This window comes from Vibrio campbellii CAIM 519 = NBRC 15631 = ATCC 25920, assembly GCF_002163755.1.
GTDB lineage: Bacteria > Pseudomonadota > Gammaproteobacteria > Enterobacterales > Vibrionaceae > Vibrio > Vibrio campbellii.
In genome coordinates, this window is the sequence record NZ_CP015863.1 from 757,451 (window position 1) to 783,270 (window position 25,820).

Consider the following 25,820-nt stretch of genomic DNA (forward strand, 5'->3'; position numbering starts at 1 on the left):
CTCCCGTCTCCCGTCTCCCGTCTCCCGTCTCCCGTCTCCCGTCTCCCGTCTCCCGTCTCCCGTCTCCCATAAAAAACTTGCAGCGTTTCGCTAACTTTTATGCTCTAATACCGCGCTTACCAAGGGATGGTGTTAAACAGCTCAGCTTAGATGGAGTTATCAAGTTGACCGAATCCCTGATTAATCCCTTAGGAAATGAAAGAAATGGCTAAAAATCCAAAATTTGCTATCCGCGTAACTGAAAAACGTAACGGTTGGAGCGCAGAGATCACTCGTCAGGTGACTTCTCGTAAAGTAGTAGTATCAAAACGTGAAACTGGTTTTGACAGCGAAGAGAAAGCACAAGCTTGGGCTGAGCAGGAACTAGCAGGTTTTGTACAAAACCAAGTAGTTCGTAACGAGCGTAAAGCAGTACAACGTCAAGAGCGCGAAGCAGAGCAACTAGCGGCAAAAGTTCGCAAAGAAGAAGCTCGTAAAGCTCGTGAAGCAGACGTAGACACTGACGAAGAATAATCGCAGTGTGTTTGATGGTGATTGGAACCATCGACAATGAATTTGAAAATGCCCCGAGTTAATCTCGGGGCATTTTTATTTGTGTCGTTATAAGCAGTCAGAGGAAACAGAGAATGTCACGGAACTTCCTGATGAAGCGGTATTGTACGTATGGTCTTTGCGCAGTTTTTTAGGTGTGTGAACTGGCTGCAAATCAATGTGGCGTAATCCATCTGACAAATCAGTAGCTTCACCGTAGTCGTAATCTCTTGCCTCGGTAATCTCACCTTTTGCATATTGGCATCCAGTGAGTGCTTCATCGTTTTTCCACGCAATCATATCTGGCTTAGCATCAAGATTTAAACCATCGTGGACTTTTTGAGCATAGTGATCTTCGATTTGATGTTGGTTACTTTGTTCTTGTAAGTACTCAGCAATCTCTCCAGATGGTTGAGCGTGAGCTAAGCAGGGCAAGATGGCTCCTGCAATAAGAAGTTGTTTATAAGTATTATTCATAGTGGTTCACAAGCAAAAGGAAGACACCCTGGTTGTGAATGAGAATTATTGCAATTAATTTGTTGTGTGAATGCTTTATGTGAACTTCTGGTTCAACCTTTTGTTTTTAAAAGTATGGATATAAAAAAGCCCAGATAGAGAATCTGGGCTTAAGTTTATTCGTTGAGAATTATTGCTGAGTTTCTAGCGGTATTTGGCCAGTGGTCACTTGGTCGACATCAAACTCAGTTAGCTCTTCAATATAGCTCTCTACCGTCTGCTCAACCATCTCGTCGTCTTGCTTGAAGTAAGCGATATGGAAAATAGCATCACCTTCGTTAACTAGAGGCAGTGTTTGCTGACCGATCACGATACCGCCTTTTGGTGCAACCAGCTCTAGTTCGTCATGGCCAAGCGGTGAGCTGATGTAAGCGAGCGTTTCGCCTTCTTCTACTTTATCACCTAAGTTCACGACAGTGCGTAGGATGCCGTTGCCAGATGCGCGTACCCAGCTGGTGGATTTGGCAATGATTGGCTCTGGTAGCTTTTTGCGGCTTGCGCGCAGCATGCCGATCGCTTGCATGACACGTTGAACACCTAATACACCAGCGCTGATCGACAGTGGATCAAAGCGCAGTGCTTCACCTGCTTCATACGTTAAAACAGGGATATCGCACTTTTCAGCTTCACTGCGCAGAGAACCGTCACGTAGAGCAGAGTCAACGATCACTGGTGTTGCAAACGCTTTTGCGATACGCAGTGTTTCTGGGTTGCTCAAGTTCGCACGAATTTGAGGTAGGTTAGTACGGTGAATTGCACCCGTGTGAAGATCCAAAATGTAGTCACAACGTTTAGCGATGTTATTGAAGAAACCATGCGCCATACGTGATGCCAACGCACCTTTCTCACTACCTGGGAAGCAGCGGTTTAAGTCGCGACGGTCTGGAAGGTAGCGCGACTTATGGATAAAGCCGAACACGTTTACGATAGGAACCGCAATCACCGTGCCCTTTAGTTTGGCTGGATCCAATTGGTTAATCATCTGACGAACGATCTCTACGCCATTAAGCTCATCACCATGGATCGCTGCATTTACCATTAAAACAGGGCCTTCCTGTTTACCGTGGATAATTTCCACAGGAATAGAAAGAGGCGAGTGCGTGTAAAGCTGTGCCGCTTCAAATTCGGTTTCTAGTCGTTGTCCTGGTTGTACTTGGTGCCCGAGCAGCTCAAATACTTTGCTTTTTTTACTTCTGGCCATAAACCATCTCTGTCAAATACGTTAGCAACAATGTAACAACTGGTTCAAAATCACACTAATCATTCTTCTTGATGTGACGAACAATAATTTTTATTGAAAAGATCAAAAATTCACCGAATGTATGGCTTGTGTAAGTTTATTGGGTGAAATCTAGTATAGATTGAGTAGCCTTGCCTTGGTTTTTGATGTGTTATATTCACAGAAAAAATAAGGCTGTGTTAAATTTAATACTAATATTTTTTGGCGAAAAACTGTCTTTTACCTCTTGTTTTTATCCGCTACTATCCCCGCCGAATTTTTGACCTAATACTATTTAACTAGAGGTTTTAATGAAAAAGGCGATCGCTAAAATTGGCGCACTGACTGCAGTAGCAGTTTCTCTTTCTGGCTGTGTAGGCAGTAACGCAGTAACGGGTTACGTTATGGGCTTCAACTTGAAAGCCGTTGATAACCGTTACGCTCGTGGTGGTCTAAACATGCTAATGGCGCCAGTTTACGGTGTTGCGATTGCGGCTGACTACATTGTGTTCAACTCGCTAGAGTTCTGGACTGGTAAAAACCCGCTAAACGGTAAGCCACACATCTTTGATAAGAAGATGGACACTTACATCGACGTAAACCACCAGTTAGATAAGTCTCTAACGACAGCTCCTGTTGGTCCTATTACGAATAACCGTGTTATCGAACAAGGTCAAATGCAACAGATCGACGAAAACACAGTTCAAATGGACATCACTTACAACAACGGTGAAAAAGCGACACTAATGGGTGTTCGTGAAGGTGAGTTTGTTACTTACTACATCGATGGTGAAGTTGTTGCTAAGACTTCTATAGATGAGCTAGCGTCATACGCGCAAACTCGTGCATAAGTTGCGACTTTTTCTGAGCTCGCAATAAAAAGGGTGCCTCGGCACCCTTTTTCGTATTTATCGAATCTGGTTAGGATTACGCTTTTTTTGGAATCGCTTCTAGAAGTGCAACCATTTGATCCCAGAACAGCTGAACGGTATCAATCTTCACTTTCTCATCTGGAGAGTGCGGGAACTTGATGGTTGGACCGAAAGAAACCATATCCATGTTCGGGTAAGGTTCCTTGAATAGACCACACTCAAGACCTGCGTGAATAACCATGATGTTTGGTTTGTGACCGTAGATGCCTTCGTACATATCACGGAAGATAGCCATGATTTCAGAATCTGCATCTGGTTTCCAACCTGGGTAAGCACCAGAGAATTCAATTTGCGCGCCTGCAAGTTCAGCCACAGACTGCAGCATGCCTTCAACTTGACTACGACCTGAGTCGATCAGTGAGCGAATTAGGCAAAGTACGGTTACTTTGTTCTCTTCTGTTGTTATAACGCCAACGTTAAGTGACGTTTCAACCACACCTTCAACTTCGTCACTCATGCGCATTACGCCGTTTGGACACGCGTTAAGCGCCGCGATGAAACGTTGTTGATCTGCTACTGCAAATACTTGTGCGTCAGTCGCGAACTCTTCATTGAAAGTCACAATGTCAGTTTCAACTTTACCAAGCTCAGTTTTTAGTAGATCAGTGTAGTAGTTGAACAATTCCGCTAACTTATCTTGGTTTTCTGCTGGTAGAGCAACCGTAACGAATGCTTCACGAGGAATAGCGTTACGTAGGCTACCACCACGGAACTCGACAAGGCGAAGATCCAACTCTTGTGCGTGACCAGCAAGGAAACGACCAATCAGTTTGTTTGCGTTGCCACGACCTGTGTGGATATCACAACCAGAGTGACCACCTTTAAGGCCTTTCAACGTTAGCTGACGAGTAACAAAGCCTGCTGGAATGGCATCGCGAGTGATGTTGAATGTCATTGCGCCGTCGATACCGCCAGCACAACCCATGTAGACTTCGCCTTCTTGCTCTGAATCCGTGTTTAGAAGGATGTCGCCTTCTAACCAACCTTTTTCAAGGCCAAATGCGCCAGTCATGCCTGCTTCTTCATCAATCGTTAGCAGCACTTCAATAGGGCCGTGTTTGATTTCAGTAGAAGCAAGAACTGCAAGACAAGAAGCCATACCGATGCCGTTGTCCGCACCAAGTGTTGTGCCTTTTGCGGTTACCCATTCGCCATCGATGTATGGCTGGATAGGATCTTTTGTGAAGTCGTGATCAGTATCTTCATTCTTTTGCGGCACCATGTCGATGTGCGCTTGAAGAACCACGCCTTTTTTGTTTTCCATGCCCGGCGTTGCTGGTTTCTTAATGAACACGTTGCCAGTTGGATCGCGGCGTACGTCAAAACCCTGCTCTGTCGCCCAAGTAACAATGTACTGTGCTAGTGCTTCTTCATGTTTAGAAGGGTGAGGGATTGAACAAATCTTATCGAAAAACTGCCAAAGTGGAGCAGGTGATAAGGTACTGATTTCAGAATGGAATTCAGACACGGAAGACTCCTTTTGATGTGCTTTGCCAAATTTAAACCGTAAATTTAATGAGTGTTTAGCAGTAAGTGCTAATCGGTATTGGCTTGAAATTGCCATCAGCATACCACCACAAAAGCCGTTCTAGTAGTTGTGGTGAAAAGGATTTGCCCTAGAACTGTCACAGATTATGAACACAATGCAATACACTAATGCAACGCACTTAGTATGAATTGAAAGTTTGACTATTTTTTAATTTACTAAACTGTAATTTAATTACAACTAATTCTTGATGAAGATCAATTTATTAATTTTTTGTGATTTTGGTCACTAAAATGCTTGTAATTAAATTTCTCAGTGGTATATTTGTAACCAGCTTCTGAGAGAAGAACGAAATGCTCAAAGGATGAGTCCGTTTATCGCCTCCAAGGAACCGAGAAATCAACCAAATTAACAGTATTAATTGATTTAGAAGGTGATATTTATGAAAGGTTTACCAAGTGCAATGTTCTGGAACAGCAAATCTATTTACACCGGTAACTTTGTATACCCAACAAGCTTTGGTTACTAATTGAAGCCAACGCATGTGACTCGAACAAGTTTGTTCACCCCTATAAATTGGAATTTTTTTTCAGTGCATAGTGCTGACATGATTCACCGCCACTCAAATTGAGTGGCGTTTTTTTATCTGCAGTATCAAACTTCGACTACTTTCTCGCCACCAAGCTTCCATTCTACTAACGCATCTTCAACTTATTTCATTTTCTGACTAATTTGTGGGTATTTAACGTCCAAAACCTCAGGTTTACGTTTGAAAGTTTAATACATTGCTCAGTTTGTACACGTTGAGCCGAGCAAAATACAATTCTGTTAGTTGTTGTTTATTAAGATCTAAATTCTTGTCTTGTTTAAAACACTAGCGAATAGGTTTCATATCCAGCGAAAAAAATCCCATTAGAGTGAAAATTCTATCTGGAATTTGTTATTTGATAACTTTATAATTCGAGCCAATCGATCACGCAACCGTTTACCTTTTACCTTTTACCTTTTACAGGATTCGATCATGCTCGAAAGGCTCTTTAAACTTAGTGAAAATGGCACCAACGTGCGCACTGAGATCATCGCAGGTATCACTACCTTCCTAACTATGGCTTACATCATCTTTGTAAACCCAGCTATCCTTGCAGATACTGGTATGGATCGTGGTGCCGTGTTCGTTGCGACGTGTCTTGCTGCAGCTATTGGCTGTTTCATCATGGGCTTAGTAGCAAACTACCCAATCGCTCAGGCTCCAGGTATGGGTCTAAACGCGTTCTTTACCTACTCTGTTGTGTTGGGTATGGGCTATACGTGGCAATTAGCGCTAGCGGCCGTGTTTGTGTCTGGTTTGTTATTCATTGTCTTGAGTGTGTTCAAAATCCGTGAGTGGATCATCAACTCCATTCCGCTTTCTCTTCGTACAGGTATCTCTGCCGGTATCGGTCTTTTCCTCGCGTTCATCGCACTGAAAAACGCAGGCATCGTAGTAGATAACCCAGCAACGCTAGTTTCAATGGGTAACATTACGTCATTGCAATCGGTACTTGCTGCGATTGGCTTTTTCATGACGATTGCATTGGTTCACCGTGGTGTGAAAGGTGCGGTTATGATTGCTATCTTAGGTGTGACAATTCTTGGCCTTATCTTCGGTGACGTTCAGTGGGGCGGTATCATGTCGACTCCACCAAGCATTGCACCAACCTTCATGCAGCTAGACTTCTCAGGTCTGTTTGAAGTTGGCATGATCTCGGTAGTATTTGCTTTCCTATTCGTTGACTTGTTCGACACTGCAGGCACGCTAGTTGGCGTTTCGCAAAAAGCAGGCCTAACTGATGAAAACGGCAACATTCCTCGTCTAAACAAAGCGCTACTTGCGGACTCAACTGCAACGTCAGTGGGTGCGCTACTAGGTACATCAAACACCACTTCATACATCGAGAGTGTTTCTGGTGTTGCAGCTGGTGGCCGTACAGGTCTCACGGCTGTGGTTGTTGGTGTATTGTTCCTTCTAGCTCTATTGTTCTCGCCACTAGCGGGTATGATTCCAGCCTACGCAACGTCTGGTGCGCTATTCTACGTAGCAATCCTTATGCTTTCTGGCCTTGTGGGTATTGACTGGCGTGACCTAACAGAAGCAGCGCCAGTAGTAGTAACGTGCTTGGTAATGCCTCTGACTTTCTCGATTGCAGAAGGTATCACGCTAGGTTTCATTGCTTACGCTGCGATTAAGTTGTTCAGTGGTAAAGGCCGTGAAGTGTCGATGAGCGTGTGGGTGATGTCTGCAATCTTCATCGCGAAGTACATTCTGGGCTAATTCCCGTAATCTTAAAAAGCCAGTGTGAGCCAAAACTCACACTGGCTTTTTGTTTGCGAGTTCTTTGAGAGTGGATTGCTTGAGCAAGGAGCGTTTTAGAACGAACCTTCTTAAGAACGAATCGTTTGTGACTCGTTTCTACGTGAATTCATTCACTTCTCTGTTTTGTGTTGTTCACCGAATTCGATTTTTCTGCGTAATAGACGGAGAAATTTGATATCAGCGTTGGTATTAGCCATGGCTTTCGGTAGAATAATCGTTTGCGTAGCTTGAAACCCCCATTTCCTCTGGTGTGGAAAGTTTAGTTTGTTGAGTCCAATTCAGCGCCATCAACTAAGCAGAGGGGATGCATATTTTGAAATTATTAGGTTATTACAATGAGTAAAAAATTCATTATCACTTGGGATGCGATGCAGTCTTACTGCCGTGAACTGGCTGAGAAGCAAATGCCAGCTGAGCAATGGAAAGGTATTTGGGCGGTAAGCCGTGGTGGTCTAGTTCCTGGTGCAATCCTAGCGCGTGAACTGGGTATTCGTCACGTTGATACTATTTGTATCTCTAGCTACGACCACGATCACCAGCGTGATATGACAGTAGTTAAAGCACCAGAAGGTGACGGCGAAGGTTTCCTAATCGTTGAAGACCTAGTAGATAGCGGTGACACAGCACGCAAGCTACGTGAAATGTACCCGAAAGCGAAGCTTATCGCAGTATGTGCTAAGCCTGCAGGTGTTGAGCTACTAGACGATTACGTAGTAGATATCGCTCAAGACACTTGGATCGAGCAACCTTGGGATATGTCTATCCAGTTTGTTGAGCCAGTGAATCGCAAACAAAAATAAGTTTGCACAAGAATATTGAGAAATGCCCCTTTATAGGGGCATTTTTTTTATTATTATTACGCTATTGCAACCAGCTTAGAGTTCTTCCTATGTCAGAAGACGTCAGTAAAAACCTTTCCGAAACTTTGTTCGTGAAACACAAGCAAGCGAAAGAAACCTCTGCACTTACTCAATACATGCCGACCAGCCAAAAAATTCTTGATGAGCGAGAAGAACATGGCGAGCGTGCTTGGTATCGTCATTTGAGACGTCTTCAATGGGCGTGGCAAGGGGTATCACCGATCGAAATGGAAGCGGTGATCGCTAAAATTGCATCATCGAAGCACTCTCGCACCGAAGATAAGTGGCTTGATACTGTTATGGGATACCACAGTGGTAACTGGGCATTTGAGTGGATCAAGCTGGGTATGGAGCACCAACGTCGCTCGAATGAGATGAAAGGTGAAGAGGCGGCAGATGAGCTGTTTACCGCTTCATTATGTTTCAGTATCGCTGGCTATCCGCACTTGAAAAACGACAACTTGGCGACGCAAGCGCAAGTACTCGCGAACAAAGCCTACACCGAAGGTTCTGAGAAAACGCAATATGTGATCAAGCAGATTGAGATTCCCTACCAGAAGCGCAAGATCATCGCGAACTTGCATCTGCCACGCACCGACAAACAGTTACCGGTCGTGATGGTGAGTGCGGGCTTGGACAGTTTACAAACGGATATGTGGCGTTTGTTCCGCAATCACCTTGCGCCAAAAGACATTGCGATGTTGACCATTGATATGCCTTCGGTTGGTCACAGCTCGCATTGGCCTTTGACGGAAAACTCCAGTTGCCTTCACCAAGCGGTTTTGAATGAGCTGTTCTCACTGCCTTGGGTTGATCATCATAAGGTAGGTTTGATTGGTTTCCGCTTTGGTGGCAATGCCATGATTCGTCTTTCTTTCGTTGAGCAAGAGAAGATCAAAGCGTGTGTTGCTTTAGGTGCGCCAGTGCATGATGTGTTTACTTCTCCGAAGAAGTTGCAGCAAATGCCGAAGATGTATCTAGATTTACTCGCTTCTCGCTTAGGTAAAAATGCTGTCGACATCAATAGCATGGCAGGCCAAATGATGGCGTGGTCTTTGAAGGTGCAAGGCTTCCTGACCAGCCGTAAAACCAAGGTGCCTATTCTCGCCTTGAGCCTAGAAGGTGACCCAGTTTCTCCTCATAGTGACAACCAACTTGTTGCACTGTTTAGCCAGTATGGACAGGCGAAGAAAATCAGTTCCAAGACAATTACAAAAGGGTATGAGCAATCCCTCGATTTAGCCATAAAGTGGTTGGAGGAGGAATTATTAAGGTGACAAAGCTCCTAATTTAGTTAAGAGTGATATATGTGAGCAAAAAATAAGCTCATGATAATTAAAAATAATAATCATTCTTGGATAGCTAAATATCCTTACTATGGAAACGGAGATTCTTATGTCAGAGACGACACAGGGACCGACTCACTTTCGCTTGATGTCAAAGTTGAAGGCAATAGGTCCATACCTGCGCGAACCACAATCACAAGAAGGTCACTACTATTTTGACTGTTTATCAGTCTGTGTAGACGATAAAAAGTCACCTGAAAAACGTGAATTTTGGGGCTGGTGGATGGACTTGGAGTCCATCGAAGGTGGCTTTACGGCAAAATACCATATTGGTAAATACAACAAAGAAGGGGACTGGACTTCAGAACCACTACCCGCCAAGGTGACGGAAGAAGTGTACCTGACGCAGAGTACCTTCCACCAGAAGCTGATAGACACAGTAGCTGAGCATTTCAAACTGGAAGTTGAATATCACACTGAATCGTTTGATTTCGCCTAATTTGGCTGTTTTCCTCCTCGATAAGACAAAAAGGTGCGTTTTCGCACCTTTTCTGCTTGTTAAATCCCCATTTGATTGCTAAAACATCCACTCTTTATTTGTTTTTCATTTCAGAAGACATCATGACAACGAATCAACAGAATGCAGTTGTTTCGCAACCACAGACCGTCGTTGTGAAACTGGGTACAAGTGTGCTGACAGGCGGCACTTTGGCGTTAAACCGTGCTCATATGGTAGAGCTGGCTCGTCAATGTGCTGAGCTAAAAAAACAAGGCCATTCAGTAGTAATGGTTTCGTCTGGTGCGATTGCAGCAGGCCGTGAGCATCTTGGATACCCCGCACTGCCCAACGAGATGGCGAGCAAACAGTTGCTTGCTGCTGTGGGCCAGAGCCGTTTGATTCAAACATGGGAGTCTTTGTTTGGCATTTATGGCATCAAAATTGGTCAGATGCTGCTAACTCGTGCGGATTTGGACGATCGCGAGCGTTTCCTAAATGCGCGTGACACCATCAATGCTCTGGTTGCAAACGACATTATTCCTATCGTGAACGAAAACGATGCAGTAGCAACCAACGAGATCAAAGTTGGTGACAACGATAACTTGTCTGCTTTGGTGGGGATTTTGTGTGGTGCAGACAAATTACTGCTGCTAACAGATCAAAAAGGTTTGTTTACCGCAGACCCTCGTAAAGATCCAAATGCCGAACTGATCAAAGAAGTGAAAACCATCGATGATACTTTGCGTAAGATTGCGGGTGGTAGCGGCACAACGCTAGGTACTGGCGGCATGGCAACCAAGCTTCAGGCGGCAGACATCGCTCGACGTGCAGGCATTGAGGTGATTATCGCAGCAGGTAGTGCACCAAATGTTATCTTTGACTCATTGAGCTCAGAGCCACAAGGCACGCGTTTCCTTCCTTGTGAAGAAGCGCTAGAAAACCGTAAACGCTGGATATTAGCGGGCCCTGCGGCATCTGGTGACATCATTGTCGACGATGGTGCAGTGAATGCGGTTGTTGGCAAAGGTAGCAGCTTGCTTGCAAAAGGCGTTATTAAGGTAAGCGGTGACTTTGCTCGTGGCGAAGTGGCACGCGTAACAAACTCTCACGGCAAACTGGTTGCTCGTGGTATCAGCGCCTACTCAAGTGAAGACCTCGCGAAAATCGCCGGTAAGCACAGTAAAGATATCATCTCTATTTTGGGTCATGACTACGGCTCAGAAGTGATTCATCGCGATGATCTTGTCGTCATCCAAGAATAGAAATTGAGGGAAGCAACGTGGATTTAACGAATATGGGTAAAGCTGCCAAAGATGCAGCTTTCGAATTGGCGACAGCGTCAACCGCACAAAAGAACCAAGCACTAGCGATCATTGCTGATGAGCTAGAAGCTAACGCAGCAACTATTTTGGCTGCAAACGCAAAAGACATCGAACTGGGCTGCGAAGCGGGTCTAACCGAAGCTCTACTTGACCGACTTCTATTGAACGAAGAGCGTCTAACAGGCATTGCCAATGACGTGCGTAACGTAATCAGTCTAAATGACCCTGTGGGCAGCGAGATTGACAGCAAAGTGCTAGAAAACGGCATGTCTCTGTCTCGTCGTCGCGTACCACTTGGTGTGGTTGGCGTGATTTACGAAGCGCGTCCAAACGTAACCATCGATATTGCTGCACTGTGTCTAAAAACAGGTAACGCAAGCATCCTTCGTGGTGGCAAAGAGACGTTCTTTTCTAATATGGAATTGGTAAAGGTTATTCAATCTGCGCTGGCGAAAGCTAACTTGCCAGCGGCTTCTGTTCAATACATTGAAAAGCCAGACCGCGAGTTGGTTTCTCAACTGCTAAAACTAGACGATTACGTCGATATGATCATTCCACGTGGTGGCGCTGGTCTACACAAAATGTGTAAAGAGAACAGCACCATTCCAGTGATCATTGGTGGTTTTGGGATTAGCCACATCTTTGTTGATGAGTCTGCGGATCTAGAAAAATCATTGAATGTTGTTGAGAACTCAAAAGTTCAACGTCCTTCAGCATGTAACTCGTTAGATACTCTGCTTGTTCATGAAAAAGTGGCAGCGCAATTCCTAGCAATGATTGTAGAACGCATGAACGACAAAGTGACCTTCGTTGCGGAGCCAAAAGCAAAAGCGCTCATGGCGCAAGCAAAGCAAATTCGTGATGCGGGTGAAGGCGATTTTGATACGGAATGGCTAAGTTACACGCTTGGTGTAAAAGTGGTTGCTGATGTGAAAGAAGCGATCAATCACATGCGTGTTCACAACGCGAGTCACTCAGATGCGATCATGACTAACAGCCTAGAAAACTCAGAGTTGTTCATCAACTCAGTGGGTTCTGCCGCAGTCTACGTCAATGCGGCAACACGCTTTACGGATGGTGCTCAGTTTGGTCTTGGTGCAGAAGTAGCGGTATCCACTCAGAAACTGCATGCACGTGGTCCTATGGGCTTGGAAGAGCTAACCAGCTACAAATGGGTTGGTAAAGCAAACTACCTAGCACGCAGTTAACAGAAAACGTCTGATATTGATTGAAAAAGGGGCAGTAGTGCCCCTTTTTGTTTTCTCTAACATAGCAATTCCGCTACACTAGTCTTGCTTTTGGGACGAACCCAATCGCACGCTATTTGGAGGTGATATGCATTGTCCTTTTTGTTCTGAGAACGATACAAAAGTAATTGATTCCCGCTTAGTTGCGGACGGCCATCAGGTTCGTCGTCGTCGCCAGTGTCTTGCATGTAGCGAACGTTTTACTACGTTTGAAACGGCAGAGTTGGTGATGCCGAAAGTGATTAAGTCAAACGGTAACCGCGAACCCTTCGATGAAGACAAGATGGTCGGTGGTATACAGCGTGCCCTAGAAAAACGTCCAGTGAGTGCCGATTCTATCGAGCTAGCGATTAGCATGATTAAGTCACAACTACGTGCCACTGGTGAGCGTGAAGTACCTAGCGAGATGATTGGTAATCTAGTTATGGACCAATTAAAAGAGCTGGATAAAGTCGCTTATATCCGTTTCGCATCGGTTTACCGCAGCTTTGAAGACATCCGTGAATTTGGCGAAGAAATTGCACGTCTAGAAGACTGATTGAATCATGGCTCAACACAACACTTCTTCACCATTTACCTCTCAAGATTTCGAAATGATGTCGCGTGCGCTCATGCTGGCGAAACGCGGCATTTATACGACGGCTCCGAATCCTAATGTAGGCTGTGTTATTGTCCGTGACGGTGAGATAGTTGGCGAAGGTCATCATCACCGTGCAGGCGAGCCTCATGCCGAAGTCCACGCCATGCGTATGGCGGGGGATAAAACCCAAGGTGCGACAGCTTACGTAACGTTGGAGCCTTGTTCTCACTATGGCCGCACGCCACCTTGTGCTGAAGGACTCATCAAAGCCAAAGTCGCGCGCGTTGTCTGTGCGATGGAAGATCCCAACCCGAAAGTCGCTGGGCGCGGTTTTCAAATGCTGCGTGATGCAGGGGTAGAAGTTCAGGTCGGCTTGTTAGAAAGCGAAGCTATTGAACTGAACAAAGGCTTCATCAAATTCATGCAAACGGGCATGCCATACATTCAGTTGAAAATGGCGGCCAGTTTAGACGGACAAAGCGCACTCAGTAATGGTCAAAGCCAATGGATCACCTCCCCAAAGGCTCGCCAGGATGTACAGCGTTATCGTGCATTGAGCGGTGGGATTCTCTCAACCAGCAAAACCGTGATTGATGACAATGCGTCATTGAACGTTCGCTGGGAGGATTTGCCAAAAAGCGTGCAAACGCAATATCCCCAAGAGGATGTCCGTCAGCCTCCGCGCGTTATTTTCGATCGCCAGTCTCAACTTAGTGATGATCTAAAGCTATTCAATACTGATGGTGAGCGTATCATTGTCAGCCAAGGTGGCGATATGGTCCCTGAACTGGGTGAAAACGGCCAAATTGACTTAGCGGCGACACTAAGAAATGTAGCAAGCGGACACCATATCAATCACTTGTGGGTCGAGGCTGGAGCGACGCTCGCGAGTTCGTTAATCAAAGCTAACCTTGTAGATGAACTGATTGTTTATCTTGCACCCAAATTGATGGGCAGCGATGGACGAGGCTTGATTGGTGCACTTGGGTTAACTGAGATGGCCCAAGTTATCGATTTAACTATTACCGATGTTCGAATGGTGGGTGTGGATATTCGCATTACCGCAACCGTCAAACGCAACCAAAGCTAGAAAGAAGCATTATGTTTACAGGAATTGTAGAGGCAGTTGGTAAGCTGACTGCTATTACGCCAAAAGGCGAAGACATCACCGTGACGGTAGAAGTAGGCAAGCTGGATATGTCTGACGTTAAGTTAGGCGACAGTATCGCGACCAATGGTGTGTGTTTGACAGTCGTCGACTTCGGTAGTCACTACTACAGTGCGGATTTGTCACTGGAAACGCTGAACAAAACCGGTTTTGCTGCTTACCAAGTTGGTGACAAAGTGAACCTCGAAAAAGCCATGCTACCGACCACTCGTTTTGGTGGCCACATAGTGTCTGGTCACGTCGATGGCGTGGGGGTGATTGTTGAACGTAATCAAGTCGGCCGTGCGATTGAATTTTGGGTTGAGATGCCAGCTGAAATTTGTAAGTACGTGGCAGAAAAAGGCTCTATCACAGTGGATGGCATTAGTCTGACCGTCAACGACCTACGTAAGAATAGTTTTAAATTAACGATTGTTCCTCACACCAGTGAAGAGACGACCATCGATCAGTTCCAAGTTGGTCGTAAAGTGAACCTCGAAGTGGACGTGTTAGCTCGCTACATGGAGCGTTTGCTACAAGGTCAAAAAGAAGAGTCGCAAGAATCACGAATTACCATGGATTTCTTGCAGCAAAATGGTTTTGCTTAAACGAAACCGACCACAATCACAGAACGTTATCAGGTTAATTGACTTAATAAAGGTTGGCTTCAAACTGCTTTGCTGACCCAAGCCAGTAGACGTAACTCAACGAAACGTTAAACGCATTGCTGCTGCAATAATAAATTTTTGAATAACGGGAAACAGAATATGCCTATCAGCACGCCTCAAGAGATTATTGATGACATTCGCGCAGGCAAAATGGTCATCCTAATGGATGATGAAGACCGCGAGAATGAAGGTGATTTGATCATGGCTGCCGAGCACATTACGCCGGAAGCTATCAACTTTATGGCTACGCATGGCCGTGGCTTAATCTGTCTAACCATGACAAAAACTCGTTGTGAGAGCCTTGGCCTTCCGCCAATGGTGCAAGACAACAACGCACAATACACCACCAATTTTACGGTTTCTATTGAAGCCGCTGAAGGTGTAACAACGGGTATTTCTGCAGCGGACCGCGCTCGCACTGTACAAGCTGCAGTCGCGCCAAACGCAAAAGCGGCGGACTTAGTACAACCGGGTCACATCTTCCCTCTAGCAGCACAAGATGGTGGTGTTCTAACTCGCGCAGGCCACACTGAGGCTGGTTGTGATTTGGCTCGTCTGGCAGGTCTTGAGCCTGCGTCGGTTATCGTTGAAATCCTAAACGACGATGGCACGATGGCGCGCCGCCCAGATTTAGAAGTGTTCGCTGAAAAGCACGGTTTGAAACTGGGTACCATTGCGGATCTTATCGAATACCGCAACAACACAGAAACGACCATTGAGCGAGTGGCAGAATGCGCACTACCAACGGAGTTCGGCGAGTTTACGCTGGTGACGTACAAAGACACTATCGATAACCAAGTACATTACGCTATGTGTAAAGATGACCTAACAAAAGATGCACCATTGGTTCGTGTCCACCTACAAGATGTCTTTACCGATGTACTTCGTAGTGACCGCAATGCAGAGCGCAGTTGGACACTAGAGAAGGCAATGAAGCGCATTGGCGAAGAGGGTGGTGTATTGGTTGTACTTGGCAATGAAGAATCAACCGATCTACTTGTTCACCGCGTTAAGATGTTTGAAGCGCAAGATAAAGGTGAAGCCCCAACACTTGCGAAGAAACAAGGCACTTCTCGCCGTGTAGGCGTTGGTTCGCAAATTCTTGCTGACCTAGGCGTGCACGATATGCGTCTGCTTTCTTCGACCAACAAAAAGTACCACGCGCTAGGCGGTTTTGGCCTGAACGTAGTTGAGTACGTCTGCGAATAACAACTGACTTACAGGTTCCTAGTCTTGCGAGTACTTATCATCGTTAAGGCTAGGAACTCGTGATTCGTCTCCAATTTCCATTAGATATTGCTCACAAATTTGTGATAGAATCCGGCGATTCTCACTTGATGAACAATTTTCACTTATAAATAGAGTTAAAGGAAAGCTTATGAAAGTGATCGAGGGTGGCTTCCCAGCGCCAAATGCAAAAATTGCTATCGTTATTTCTCGTTTCAACAGTTTTATTAACGAAAGCCTACTATCTGGTGCGATCGATACACTAAAGCGTCACGGACAAGTAAGCGAAGACAACATCACTGTTGTTCGTTGTCCAGGTGCCGTAGAACTACCTCTAGTAGCTCAACGTGTTGCTAAGACTGGTAAGTACGATGCAATCGTATCTTTAGGTACAGTAATCCGTGGCGGTACACCACACTTTGACTATGTTTGTAGTGAGTGTAACAAGGGTCTTGCACAAGTTTCTCTGGAATACAGTCTTCCAGTGGCGTTTGGCGTACTGACTGTTGATACTATCGATCAAGCGATTGAACGCGCAGGAACCAAGGCTGGTAATAAAGGTGCAGAGGCTGCACTAAGCGCACTTGAAATGATTAACGTACTATCTGAAATTGATTCCTAATGGGGGCCAGTGTGAAACCAGCCGCACGTCGTAACGCACGTCAATTCGCGCTACAAGCGATCTACTCATGGCAAATTACTAAAGACAATGTTGCCACGATCGAAGAACAGTTTTTGTCTGGCGACAAATACGATGAAGAAGAACTTCACGCATCTGAGCCTGCACTAGCTGCTCCAGAAACAGACGTAGCTTACTTCCGTGAACTACTAAGCGGTGTTGTACTTAGCCACTCTGAGCTAGATAGCAAAATCCGTCCATACGTGTCACGTCCAATGCAGGACCTAGACATGATGGAACTTGCTCTTCTTCGCCTTGCTATGTACGAGATGACTCGTCGCGAAGATGTTCCTTACAAAGTGGTAATCAACGAAGCGATTGAACTTGCAAAAGTATTCGCGGCAGAAGACAGCCACAAATTTGTGAATGGTGTGCTAGATAAAGCGGCGCCACACGTACGTAAGAAATAACGATTTCTTCATTAAAAAGGTCAGCAGATGCTGACCTTTTTTGTATCAAAAGCTTTTACATCAAACAGTAAGTGAACAATGTCTGGTGAATTTAATCTGATCGACAAGTACTTTGTTGGACGCCAAAACCAGCGCAAAGACGTACACCTAGCGGCAGGTGACGATTGTGCGTTAGTGAAAGCGCCAGACAACGTACAAATTGCCATTAGCACCGATACGCTGGTGGCTGGTACTCATTTTCTTGCCGATGCCAATCCTGCTTGGGTCGCGCATAAGGCGCTGGCCTCTAACATCAGTGATTTGGCTGCAATGGGTGCAACCCCAGCTTGGGTGAGCTTTGCATTGACCATGCCTGAGCCAGATGAAGCATGGCTTGCGCCCTTCTGTGATGCATTTTTTGAGCTGGCAGACTACTTTGGTATTCAACTCATTGGCGGTGATACCACCAAAGGTCCACTGAGCCTGACACTTACGGTGCAAGGCTTTGTACCAGAGGGCAAAGCTTTGACTCGCTCTGGAGCAAAAGTCGGTGACTGGGTGTATGTGACAGGTAACCTTGGTGATGCCAAAGCTGGTCTGGATGTGATTTTGGATGATTCACTGCGCTCACGCATTGCAGCGCCAGAGCTTGAAAAAGCACATTATCTCAGTACTCCTCGCGTATTAGCCGGACAAGCACTGATTGGGTTGGCATCGTCGGCGATTGATATTTCTGATGGTTTGATCTCTGATATCAAGCACATTCTCAAACGTTCTGATGTGGGGGTTAGCCTGGATGTCTCCCAGCTGCCGATATCTTCAGAATTAGTTCAGTTTTTAGATGATAAGGTCAGCGCTCAGCAGTATGCTTTATCAAGTGGTGAAGAGTACGAGCTGTGTTTTACTGTGCCAGAGCAGAACCACGGTTCATTGCAAAGCGCACTGTCGCACACGGGATGTAAAGTCACGTGTATTGGCCAGATTCGACCAAGAGGCACGTTTGAGCTGCACGATAACAATCAACCTCTTGATTGGGATCTCAGCGGCTTTGACCACTTTAAATAATCTGAGCTAGGCGTTAGCCTAAGATTGATACCAAACTTGCAGTATAGGTTTAAGGAAATGACCAACCCTCTCTCTCTGATTTCATTAAAGAACCCGTGGCATCTTTTGGCGACAGGTTTTGGTAGCGGCTTATCACCAGTAGTGCCTGGGACAATGGGGACGCTTGCGGCAGTGCCGTTGTTCCTCCTGTTGGCACAACTGCCTTTTCCACTTTATGTGGTTGTCGTGCTTTTCTCCTGCGTGATTGGCATTAAGATTTGCCAAGTGACATCAGATGACATGGGCGTTCACGACCATGGCTCTATCGTATGGGATGAGTTTGCGGGCTTTTGGATCACTATGAGCCTTGTGCCAGCATTGAATATTCCAGTGACGGAATGGAAGTGGCTACTAACTGGCTTTATCTTGTTCCGCTTCTTTGACATGGTAAAACCATGGCCAATAGGTTGGTTGGATAAACGTGTTCACGGCGGTTTAGGTATCATGATTGATGATATCGTGGCAGGCATTATGGCGGGTATCGCACTGTTTTTATTGGCGAAATACGCAGGCTGGATGTAGTACTTATCGCGTAGTACTTGTGGCATAGTACTGACAATCGACAAATAAACAAAAGGGATGCTACGGCATCCCTTTTCTGTATTTAATTTGTTGTATTACGTACGCTTACTTAGCTAAGTAATCGTTGATCGACTTCTCGATGCCTTTCGCATCTAAGCCAAGATCTTCGTGTAGCTCGTCTTGTGTGCCTTGAGGAACGAAGCGATCTGGCAGGCCAAGGTTGAGTACAGGCATGATGATCTTATCTTGCATCATAAACTCAACCACACCCGCGCCAGCACCACCAGCAATCGCGTTTTCTTCAAGCGTAACTAGCACATCGTGCTCAGCTGCTAGCTGTCGGATCAAGGCTTCATCAAGTGGCTTAACAAAGCGCATGTCTGCTACCGTTGCGTTTAGGTTTTCAGCTGCTTCTAGCGCGTAACCTAAGAAGGTACCGAAGCTAAGAATTGCCACTTTTTCACCTTTACGAACGATACGACCTTTACCGATTTCAAGTGCAGTGAAGTCTTTTTCGATGTTTGTGCCCATGCCGCTACCGCGTGGGTAACGAACCGCGCTTGGACCTGTGTGCTTATGACCCGTGTACAGCATTTGACGACATTCGTTTTCGTCACTTGGAGCCATGATCACCATGTTCGGGATACAACGCATGAAGCTTAAGTCGAACGCACCTTGGTGAGTTTGACCATCTGCACCAACCAGACCAGCACGGTCGATAGCGAACATCACCGGCAAGTCCATGATCGCCACATCGTGAATCAACTGATCGTAACCACGCTGTAGGAAGGTAGAGTAGATTGCTACAATCGGATTATCGCCCGCAATTGCCATACCTGTCGCGAGAGTCACAGCGTGTTGCTCTGCAATGGCAACATCGAAGTATTGGCTTGGGTAGTCTTTCGAGAAGCGAACCATACCAGAGCCTTCACGCATTGCTGGCGTAATCGCCATCAGCTTAGGATCTTGCGCTGCCATGTCACATAGGAAATCACCAAAGATCTTAGAGAAGGTTGGCTTGCCACCGCTGCTCTTCGGCAAACTATTGTTTGAGGGAGCAAACTTTGGCACAGCGTGATAACCAATAGGGTCTTTTTCTGCTGGCTCATAACCTTTGCCTTTCTTGGTCATGATGTGCAGGAATTGAGGGCCTTTCAGCTCACGCATGTTTTTCAGCGTTTTGACTAGCTCATTCACATCGTGTCCATCAATAGGGCCGATGTAGTTGAAGCCTAGCTCTTCGAATAACGTGCCAGGAACAACCATGCCTTTTAGGTGCTCTTCCGTACGACGAACCAGCTCTTTAATTGGTGGAACGCCAGACAACACTTTCTTACCGCCTTCACGAATAGAGGTGTATAGGCTGCCAGAAAGGACTTTAGCAAGGTGGTTGTTCAGTGCGCCTACGTTTTCTGAGATCGACATTTCGTTATCGTTCAGAATCACCAGCATATCTGGGTGAACGTCACCAGCGTGGTTCATCGCTTCGAAAGCCATACCAGCGGTGATTGCACCGTCGCCAATAACGCTGACCACTTTACGACCTTCACCTTCTTTTTGCGCACTGATGGCCATGCCAAGACCAGCACTGATAGAAGTGGAGGAGTGGCCAACAGAAAGGGTGTCGTATTCGCTTTCTTCACGCCATGGGAATGGGTGAAGGCCGTCTTTCTGACGGATAGTTGGCATTCGATCACGACGACCAGTGAGAATCTTGTGTGGGTACGCCTGATGGCCTACGTCCCAGATCAACTGATCTACGGGTGTGTTGTATACATAATGCAGAGCTACGGTTAGCTCTACTGTGCCTAAGCCAGACGCTAAGTGTCCGCTAGACTGACTCACTGAATTTAGCAGATACGTGCGTAGTTCATCGCACAATGTTGGCAATGTTTCTTTCGGAAGAAGACGCAACTCCTCCGGTGTATTTGCTAACGCCAGTGTTGGGTACTTTGAAATATCAAGAGTCATATAAATGCGCGCTTATAGTTTAGTTCTTGCGCTCGATGACATATCGGGCGAACTCTTCGAGTAACTGAGTATTGTATGGGATTGCTTCCAATGCTTGAAGCGCTTCCTGTAGCAGAGTGTGAGCTTTCTCCATTGCTCCCTCCAAACCCAGTAGAGATGGATAAGTACTCTTATTCAGCTCTTGGTCTGAACCTTGAGGCTTACCCAGTGTTTCTGTGTCACTGATGATATCAAGAATATCGTCTTGAACCTGAAACGCCAAACCAACCGCTTTTGAGTAGCGTTCTAAGTGTGGCAAAACTTCTAGGCCTTTTTCGCCTGCGGCTAACGCGCCCAGTTTTACGGCACAGTTAATCAGTGTACCAGTTTTATTGCGATGAATTTCTTCCAAATCTGCGAGGGATACACGACGATTTTCTGCACCCAAATCCAACGCCTGGCCAAGACACATACCGCCAGCACCAGAGGCTTGCGCTAGAGCTTGTACCATTTTTATACGCTGGTTCTCTGCGTTCGGATTCAGTTCGCCTTCGGCAAGAATGGTGAAGGCAAGCGTTTGAAGTGCATCACCAGTTAGGATGGCTGTCGCTTCGTCAAACTTGATGTGACAAGTTGGTTGACCGCGACGCAAATCATCATCATCCATGGCTGGTAGATCATCATGAATCAGAGAATAGGCATGGATACACTCTATTGCAGAAGCGGGCGTATCAAGATCTTCTGGCTTACAACCCAGCATTTGACCTGTGATGTAAACAAGGAAAGGACGAACACGTTTGCCACCTAGTAGTAGGCCGTATTTCATCGCTTGAATCAGCGGCTGTTCTTGATGAGGCAGTTGCTCAAGCCACTGATTGAGTTGTTGGTTGTTTCTTTGTTGATAAGACGTCAATGTCTCTTGCATCACATTGCTCACTACTGATAATTATTCTGACTCAGGGTTGAAGTCACTCAGTGGTGCTTCATCATCTTCGCTAAGAAGAATGCTAACGCGCTGTTCGGCGTCGCTCAGTTTAGTTTGACCAGCACGAGCCAGTGCAATGCCACGCTCAAATTTACGTAGGGCATCATCTAGGGCAAGATCGCCATTCTCTAGTTGATCAACCAAGCTATCTAGCTCTTCAATGGTTGCTTCGAAGGTCATGTTTTCTGGTTTCTTGACCGCCATCTTTTATCTGCCTTAATCAAGCCTCTAATAGAATGCACGCAAGTTACCTTAGCCTACTAAGTTGGTCAAATTTAACCTTATATAATTGTCACAAAATTAGCTCTCAACGGGTCTGATGAGACAATCTCGATCATTTAGTTCGAGCCTAAACGATCTTTTTGTGATGTATTGACCAAGATTTTTCTAAAAAAACTGTTCTAGTTGTCGATACAAGTAATAATTCGCCTGACTAGGCAATATTTAAGTATAGCGAAAGGAGTGCTTTGTGGATTTAGCAACCCTAATAGGTTTGATTGGTGGTTTTGCATTCGTCATTATGGCGATGGTGCTAGGTGGCAGCATTGGCATGTTCGTAGACGTCACCTCAATCCTAATCGTAGTTGGTGGTTCGGCATTTGTTGTGCTGATGAAGTTCACCATGGGGCAGTTCTTTGGCGCGACTAAGATCGCTGGTAAAGCGTTCATGTTTAAAGCGGATGAGCCAGAAGACCTGATCGCTAAGATTGTTGAAATGGCAGACGCGGCACGTAAAGGTGGCTTCCTTGCTCTTGAAGAGATGGAAATCAACAACAGCTTTATGCAGAAAGGCATCGACTTACTGGTTGATGGACATGATGCCGACGTTGTACGTGCGGCACTACAGAAAGACATTGCACTTACCGACGAGCGTCATACTCAAGGTACCGGTGTATTTCGTGCGTTTGGTGACGTAACTCCTGCGATGGGCATGATCGGTACACTGGTTGGTCTGGTAGCCATGCTTTCAAACATGGATGACCCAAAAGCGATCGGCCCTGCGATGGCGGTAGCGCTTTTGACCACACTATACGGTGCGGTGCTTTCTAACATGGTGTTTTTCCCAATTGCCGATAAGCTTTCACTGCGCCGCGATCAAGAAACCTTAAACCGTCGTTTGATTATGGATGGCGTTTTGGCAATCCAAGATGGTCAGAACCCACGTGTTATCGACAGTTACCTGAAGAACTACCTCAACGAGGGTAAACGCGCTCTCGAGATCGATGAGTAATCCGGAGGTCATCTGATGGATGAAGATAATAAATGTGATTGTCCACCACCCGGCCTCCCGCTGTGGATGGGGACATTCGCTGACTTAATGTCACTTCTGATGTGTTTCTTCGTATTGCTGCTTTCGTTCTCGGAAATGGACGTACTGAAGTTCAAACAGATTGCGGGTTCGATGAAGTTTGCTTTTGGTGTTCAGAACCAACTTGAAGTGAAGGACATTCCAAAGGGCACCAGCATCATTGCGCAAGAGTTTCGACCGGGCCGACCAGAGCCAACACCTATTGATGTCATCATGCAGCAAACCATGGACATCACTCAGCAGACGTTGGAGTTCCATGAAGGAGAATCTGACCGAGCGGGTGGTACTAAGCGAGACCAAGGTAAGCTAACGGGTGGTCAATCGCCAGAAACGTCAACGCATAACAACCAATCGGCGGAATCAGACATGCAACAACAGCAGTCTGAACAAACATCGCAAGAGATGGAAACCTTGATGGAAAGCATCAAGAAAGCGTTGGAGCGTGAAATTGAGCAAGGCGCAATTGAGGTCGAAAATCTCGGTCAGCAGATCGTGATTCGAATGCGTGAGAAAGGTGCTTTCCCTGAAGGCTCTGCGTTCTTGCAGCCGAAGTTCAGACCGCTGGTACGCCAGATTGCCGAACTGGTCAAAGACGTACCAGGCATTGTTCGAGTGTCTGGACATACGGACAACCAACCGTTGGATTCTGAGCTGTATCGTTCTAACTGGGATTTGTCGTCGCAAAGAGCGGTGTCTGTTGCTCAAGAGATGGAGAAAGTAAGAGGCTTCTCGCACCAACGCTTAAGAGTGCGAGGCATGGCCGATACCGAACCGCTAGCACCAAACGATTCTGATGCGAACCGTGCACTTAACCGCCGTGTTGAAATCAGCATCATGCAAGGTGAGCCACTTTACAGCGAAGAAGTGCCCGTAATTCAATAAGCGGATATTTGTTTCTATACTAAAAGCGAGCGTTAGCTCGCTTTTTTTGTCATTCCATTTCGCTTAGGTGTATAATCTTGCGCCTTTGAAGTGAGCTCAGGCTACCTTTATGACCAAAACGCAATTTTTCTGCGTGCGAAGCATCTAGGTGGAGCCTCACTCATTGTTGATTGCGAAACTAACCTGCGAACTAGACTATGAAATTTATTGTAAAGCCCCATCCAGAAATTTTTGTAAAAAGTGAATCTGTGCGTAAGCGCTTCACAAAGATTTTAGAGTGCAACATTCGTAACATCGTTAAGAGCCGTACGGAATCTGTCGCGGTATTCAACCGTCGTGATCACATTGAAGTGACCTCTGAGAGTGATGAGTTCCACGCTGAAGTTTTAGAAATCCTGACTCACACGCCAGGTATTCGCCACGTCCTTGAAGTAAAGCAAACTGAATTCAAAGACTTGCACGATATTTACGAGCAGGTTTTAGAGCTAAGCGGTTCACTGATCGAAGGCAAGACCTTCTCTGTGCGCGCAAAGCGTCGTGGTAAACACGACTTTACTTCTATTGAGCTAGAGCGTTACGTAGGTGGCGGTCTTAACCAAGCCGTAGAAAGCGCTCGCGTTAAGCTCAGCAAGCCGGATGTAACGATCAACGTTGAAGTAACTAACGACAGGCTAAACCAAGTATTGGCAAGTCACAAAGGCTTAGGTGGTTTCCCACTAGGTACACAAGAAGACGTACTCAGCCTGATCTCAGGTGGTTTTGATTCTGGTGTTTCAAGCTACCTACACATCAAACGTGGCTCTAAAGTGCATTACTGTTTCTTTAACCTAGGTGGTCCAGCGCACGAAATCGGTGTTAAGCAGGTTTCTCACTACTTATGGAACAAATACGGTTCTTCAGCAAAAGTACGTTTCATCTCAGTTGATTTCGAACCGGTAGTGGCTGAAATCCTGGAGAAAGTTGATGACGGCCAAATGGGCGTGATACTGAAGCGTATGTTCATGCGTGCCGCAGGCATGATTGCTCAGAAGATGAAGATCGAAGCATTAGTGACAGGTGAAGCGCTAGGTCAGGTATCAAGTCAAACACTAACTAACTTACGCCACATCGATAACGTAACAGATACTCTTATCCTGCGTCCGCTAATCAACTGGGACAAAGAAGACATAGTTAACCTAGCGCGTGAAATCGGCACTGAAGACTTCGCGAAGACAATGCCAGAATACTGTGGTGTTATCTCTAAGAAGCCAACTGTGAAAGCGGTGAAAGGCAAGCTCGAAGCAGAAGAGCAGAAATTCGACTTCAGCATCCTTGAACAAGTGGTTCAAGACGCTCGTATGATGGACATCCGTGATATCGCGAAAGAGTCTAAGCAAGCGGCTCCAGAAGTTGAGCAAGTACAAGCTGTAGAAGAGCACGCAATCGTACTGGATATTCGTAGCCCTGAAGAGGAAGACGATAACTCACTAGAAATCGATGGCGTTGAAGTAAAACACATTCCGTTCTACAAGCTGGGTACTCAGTTTGGCGATCTAGACCAAGCGAAGACATACCTACTGTACTGTGACCGTGGCGTGATGAGCCGTCTGCAAGCGCTTTACTTGCAAGAGCAAGGCTTCAACAACGTGAAGGTTTACCGCCCTTAATCGCGCGCTCTCAACCGCGTAGCAAAGCAGAGAATCACAAAGCGTAGACTGAGAAATCAGCTTGCGCTTTTTTAGTTTTAACTCGTGCAAAATTTTGTTTTATAAAGTGATAATATTGAACTCAATCTCACACTTCGTAATTGGTATTGATATAACGATAATTAATCCGAAGTTCGGCTGAAAAGGTGATGTGGATACCAATTCCTGGAGAAGAGGGACGGTGGGATTTTTCAGATAAAAAAACACCGCCTAATAAGGCGGTGCAAGAAATTTGACAGACAGGTCAAAATAAATACAGGAAGTATCTGTTTTGTCACAGAGAGTGTGGACAAAACATATGGTAGAAATCTACCTAACTCGAAATACGAGTTTGCAAACACAACATCGCAACAACGAAGCCAATTGATTCACAAACTGAATCAAGCCGTTCAGGCTCGTGTTGCGGGGTGAAATATAGAATTTATCTGGCTGTTCGGCAACG

The 25,820-nt window shown here is 45.9% G+C and carries 25 protein-coding genes; 19 read left to right on the plus strand and 6 right to left on the minus strand.

The window, feature by feature from the left end; genetic code table 11:
• The first annotated feature begins 204 nt into the window (after positions 1-204).
• Positions 205-513: a DUF3622 domain-containing protein gene (locus tag A8140_RS03615; RefSeq protein ID WP_005424867.1), complete on the plus strand. Its 309-nt coding sequence runs from the start codon at positions 205-207 to the stop codon at positions 511-513.
• An 87-nt stretch (positions 514-600) separates the two neighbouring features.
• Here the strand turns inward: A8140_RS03615 and A8140_RS03620 are convergent, their stop codons facing one another.
• Together A8140_RS03620 and A8140_RS03625 are read right to left on the minus strand one after the other, a co-directional pair.
• Entirely contained in the window at positions 601-1,008 is a 408-nt protein-coding gene (locus tag A8140_RS03620) for a hypothetical protein (RefSeq protein WP_005533706.1), read from the minus strand.
• Positions 1,009-1,177: 169 nt separating this feature from the next.
• Complete coding sequence (locus A8140_RS03625) at positions 1,178-2,248, minus strand: succinylglutamate desuccinylase/aspartoacylase family protein (RefSeq protein ID WP_005533705.1); 1,071 nt, start codon at positions 2,246-2,248, stop codon at positions 1,178-1,180.
• A 329-nt stretch (positions 2,249-2,577) separates the two neighbouring features.
• On the opposite strand from A8140_RS03625, the gene A8140_RS03630 reads away from it, so the two are divergent.
• A complete protein-coding gene (locus A8140_RS03630; protein ID WP_033000796.1) occupies positions 2,578-3,117 on the plus strand; it encodes a DUF3332 domain-containing protein in 540 nt (179 codons plus the stop codon).
• 76 nt (positions 3,118-3,193) lie between these two features.
• Here the strand turns inward: A8140_RS03630 and A8140_RS03635 are convergent, their stop codons facing one another.
• A complete protein-coding gene (locus tag A8140_RS03635; protein WP_005537098.1) occupies positions 3,194-4,666 on the minus strand; it encodes an aminoacyl-histidine dipeptidase in 1,473 nt (490 codons plus the stop codon).
• Positions 4,667-5,705: 1,039 nt separating this feature from the next.
• On the opposite strand from A8140_RS03635, the gene A8140_RS03640 reads away from it, so the two are divergent.
• The 14 genes from A8140_RS03640 (at position 5,706) to pgpA (ending at position 18,567) form a co-directional block, all read left to right on the plus strand.
• The gene (locus A8140_RS03640; RefSeq protein ID WP_038863457.1) at positions 5,706-6,995 is read left to right on the plus strand and encodes an NCS2 family permease; all 1,290 of its coding nucleotides are present in this window, start codon (positions 5,706-5,708) and stop codon (positions 6,993-6,995) included.
• Positions 6,996-7,372: 377 nt separating this feature from the next.
• Positions 7,373-7,837, plus strand: coding sequence for a xanthine phosphoribosyltransferase Tet(34) (gpt, locus tag A8140_RS03645; RefSeq protein ID WP_005424848.1), 465 nt, complete (start codon positions 7,373-7,375; stop codon positions 7,835-7,837).
• Between the two features lie 89 nt (positions 7,838-7,926).
• Positions 7,927-9,174 carry an esterase FrsA gene (frsA, locus tag A8140_RS03650; protein WP_005530629.1) on the plus strand — a complete coding sequence of 416 codons (1,248 nt, stop codon included), beginning with the start codon at positions 7,927-7,929 and terminating at the stop codon, positions 9,172-9,174.
• 118 nt (positions 9,175-9,292) lie between these two features.
• Positions 9,293-9,682 carry a sigma factor-binding protein Crl gene (crl, locus tag A8140_RS03655; RefSeq protein WP_005530631.1) on the plus strand — a complete coding sequence of 130 codons (390 nt, stop codon included), beginning with the start codon at positions 9,293-9,295 and terminating at the stop codon, positions 9,680-9,682.
• A gap of 122 nt (positions 9,683-9,804) precedes the next feature.
• The gene (proB, locus tag A8140_RS03660; protein ID WP_010648200.1) at positions 9,805-10,944 is read left to right on the plus strand and encodes a glutamate 5-kinase; all 1,140 of its coding nucleotides are present in this window, start codon (positions 9,805-9,807) and stop codon (positions 10,942-10,944) included.
• 17 nt (positions 10,945-10,961) lie between these two features.
• Entirely contained in the window at positions 10,962-12,212 is a 1,251-nt protein-coding gene (locus A8140_RS03665; RefSeq protein WP_005530633.1) for a glutamate-5-semialdehyde dehydrogenase, read from the plus strand.
• A 127-nt stretch (positions 12,213-12,339) separates the two neighbouring features.
• Positions 12,340-12,789: a transcriptional regulator NrdR gene (gene nrdR, locus A8140_RS03670; protein ID WP_005424846.1), complete on the plus strand. Its 450-nt coding sequence runs from the start codon at positions 12,340-12,342 to the stop codon at positions 12,787-12,789.
• A gap of 7 nt (positions 12,790-12,796) precedes the next feature.
• The gene (gene ribD, locus A8140_RS03675) at positions 12,797-13,921 is read left to right on the plus strand and encodes a bifunctional diaminohydroxyphosphoribosylaminopyrimidine deaminase/5-amino-6-(5-phosphoribosylamino)uracil reductase RibD (protein ID WP_005530635.1); all 1,125 of its coding nucleotides are present in this window, start codon (positions 12,797-12,799) and stop codon (positions 13,919-13,921) included.
• 11 nt (positions 13,922-13,932) lie between these two features.
• A complete protein-coding gene (locus A8140_RS03680) occupies positions 13,933-14,586 on the plus strand; it encodes a riboflavin synthase (RefSeq protein ID WP_005530636.1) in 654 nt (217 codons plus the stop codon).
• Between the two features lie 159 nt (positions 14,587-14,745).
• Entirely contained in the window at positions 14,746-15,855 is a 1,110-nt protein-coding gene (ribBA, locus tag A8140_RS03685; RefSeq protein ID WP_005530639.1) for a bifunctional 3,4-dihydroxy-2-butanone-4-phosphate synthase/GTP cyclohydrolase II, read from the plus strand.
• A gap of 169 nt (positions 15,856-16,024) precedes the next feature.
• Entirely contained in the window at positions 16,025-16,495 is a 471-nt protein-coding gene (gene ribH, locus A8140_RS03690) for a 6,7-dimethyl-8-ribityllumazine synthase (RefSeq protein WP_005440184.1), read from the plus strand.
• Positions 16,495-16,962, plus strand: a complete 468-nt coding sequence (gene nusB, locus A8140_RS03695; RefSeq protein ID WP_005440182.1) for a transcription antitermination factor NusB — start codon at positions 16,495-16,497, stop codon at positions 16,960-16,962. The genes ribH and nusB overlap by 1 nt, the downstream gene beginning before the upstream one ends.
• 78 nt (positions 16,963-17,040) lie before the next feature.
• A complete protein-coding gene (gene thiL / locus A8140_RS03700) occupies positions 17,041-18,006 on the plus strand; it encodes a thiamine-phosphate kinase (protein WP_005530642.1) in 966 nt (321 codons plus the stop codon).
• A 57-nt stretch (positions 18,007-18,063) separates the two neighbouring features.
• The gene (gene pgpA / locus A8140_RS03705; RefSeq protein WP_005530644.1) at positions 18,064-18,567 is read left to right on the plus strand and encodes a phosphatidylglycerophosphatase A; all 504 of its coding nucleotides are present in this window, start codon (positions 18,064-18,066) and stop codon (positions 18,565-18,567) included.
• Between the two features lie 105 nt (positions 18,568-18,672).
• Here the strand turns inward: pgpA and dxs are convergent, their stop codons facing one another.
• The 3 genes from dxs to xseB are packed head-to-tail and all read right to left on the minus strand — an operon-like array spanning position 18,673 to position 21,706.
• The gene (gene dxs, locus A8140_RS03710) at positions 18,673-20,538 is read right to left on the minus strand and encodes a 1-deoxy-D-xylulose-5-phosphate synthase (protein WP_005530647.1); all 1,866 of its coding nucleotides are present in this window, start codon (positions 20,536-20,538) and stop codon (positions 18,673-18,675) included.
• Between the two features lie 19 nt (positions 20,539-20,557).
• Complete coding sequence (gene ispA / locus A8140_RS03715) at positions 20,558-21,442, minus strand: (2E,6E)-farnesyl diphosphate synthase (RefSeq protein ID WP_005530648.1); 885 nt, start codon at positions 21,440-21,442, stop codon at positions 20,558-20,560.
• Between the two features lie 21 nt (positions 21,443-21,463).
• The gene (gene xseB, locus A8140_RS03720) at positions 21,464-21,706 is read right to left on the minus strand and encodes an exodeoxyribonuclease VII small subunit (protein ID WP_005427560.1); all 243 of its coding nucleotides are present in this window, start codon (positions 21,704-21,706) and stop codon (positions 21,464-21,466) included.
• Positions 21,707-21,971: 265 nt separating this feature from the next.
• Here xseB and pomA point away from each other — a divergent pair, with 265 nt between their 5' ends.
• The 3 genes from pomA to thiI all read left to right on the plus strand — a co-directional run bounded on the left by pomA (position 21,972) and on the right by thiI (position 25,339).
• On the plus strand, positions 21,972-22,733 hold the full coding sequence (gene pomA / locus A8140_RS03725; protein WP_005530650.1) for a flagellar motor protein PomA: 762 nt from the start codon (positions 21,972-21,974) through the stop codon (positions 22,731-22,733).
• A 15-nt stretch (positions 22,734-22,748) separates the two neighbouring features.
• Complete coding sequence (locus A8140_RS03730; RefSeq protein ID WP_005530654.1) at positions 22,749-23,693, plus strand: flagellar motor protein MotB; 945 nt, start codon at positions 22,749-22,751, stop codon at positions 23,691-23,693.
• Positions 23,694-23,890: 197 nt separating this feature from the next.
• A complete protein-coding gene (gene thiI / locus A8140_RS03735; RefSeq protein WP_005530656.1) occupies positions 23,891-25,339 on the plus strand; it encodes a tRNA uracil 4-sulfurtransferase ThiI in 1,449 nt (482 codons plus the stop codon).
• Positions 25,340-25,820 lie beyond the last annotated feature (481 nt).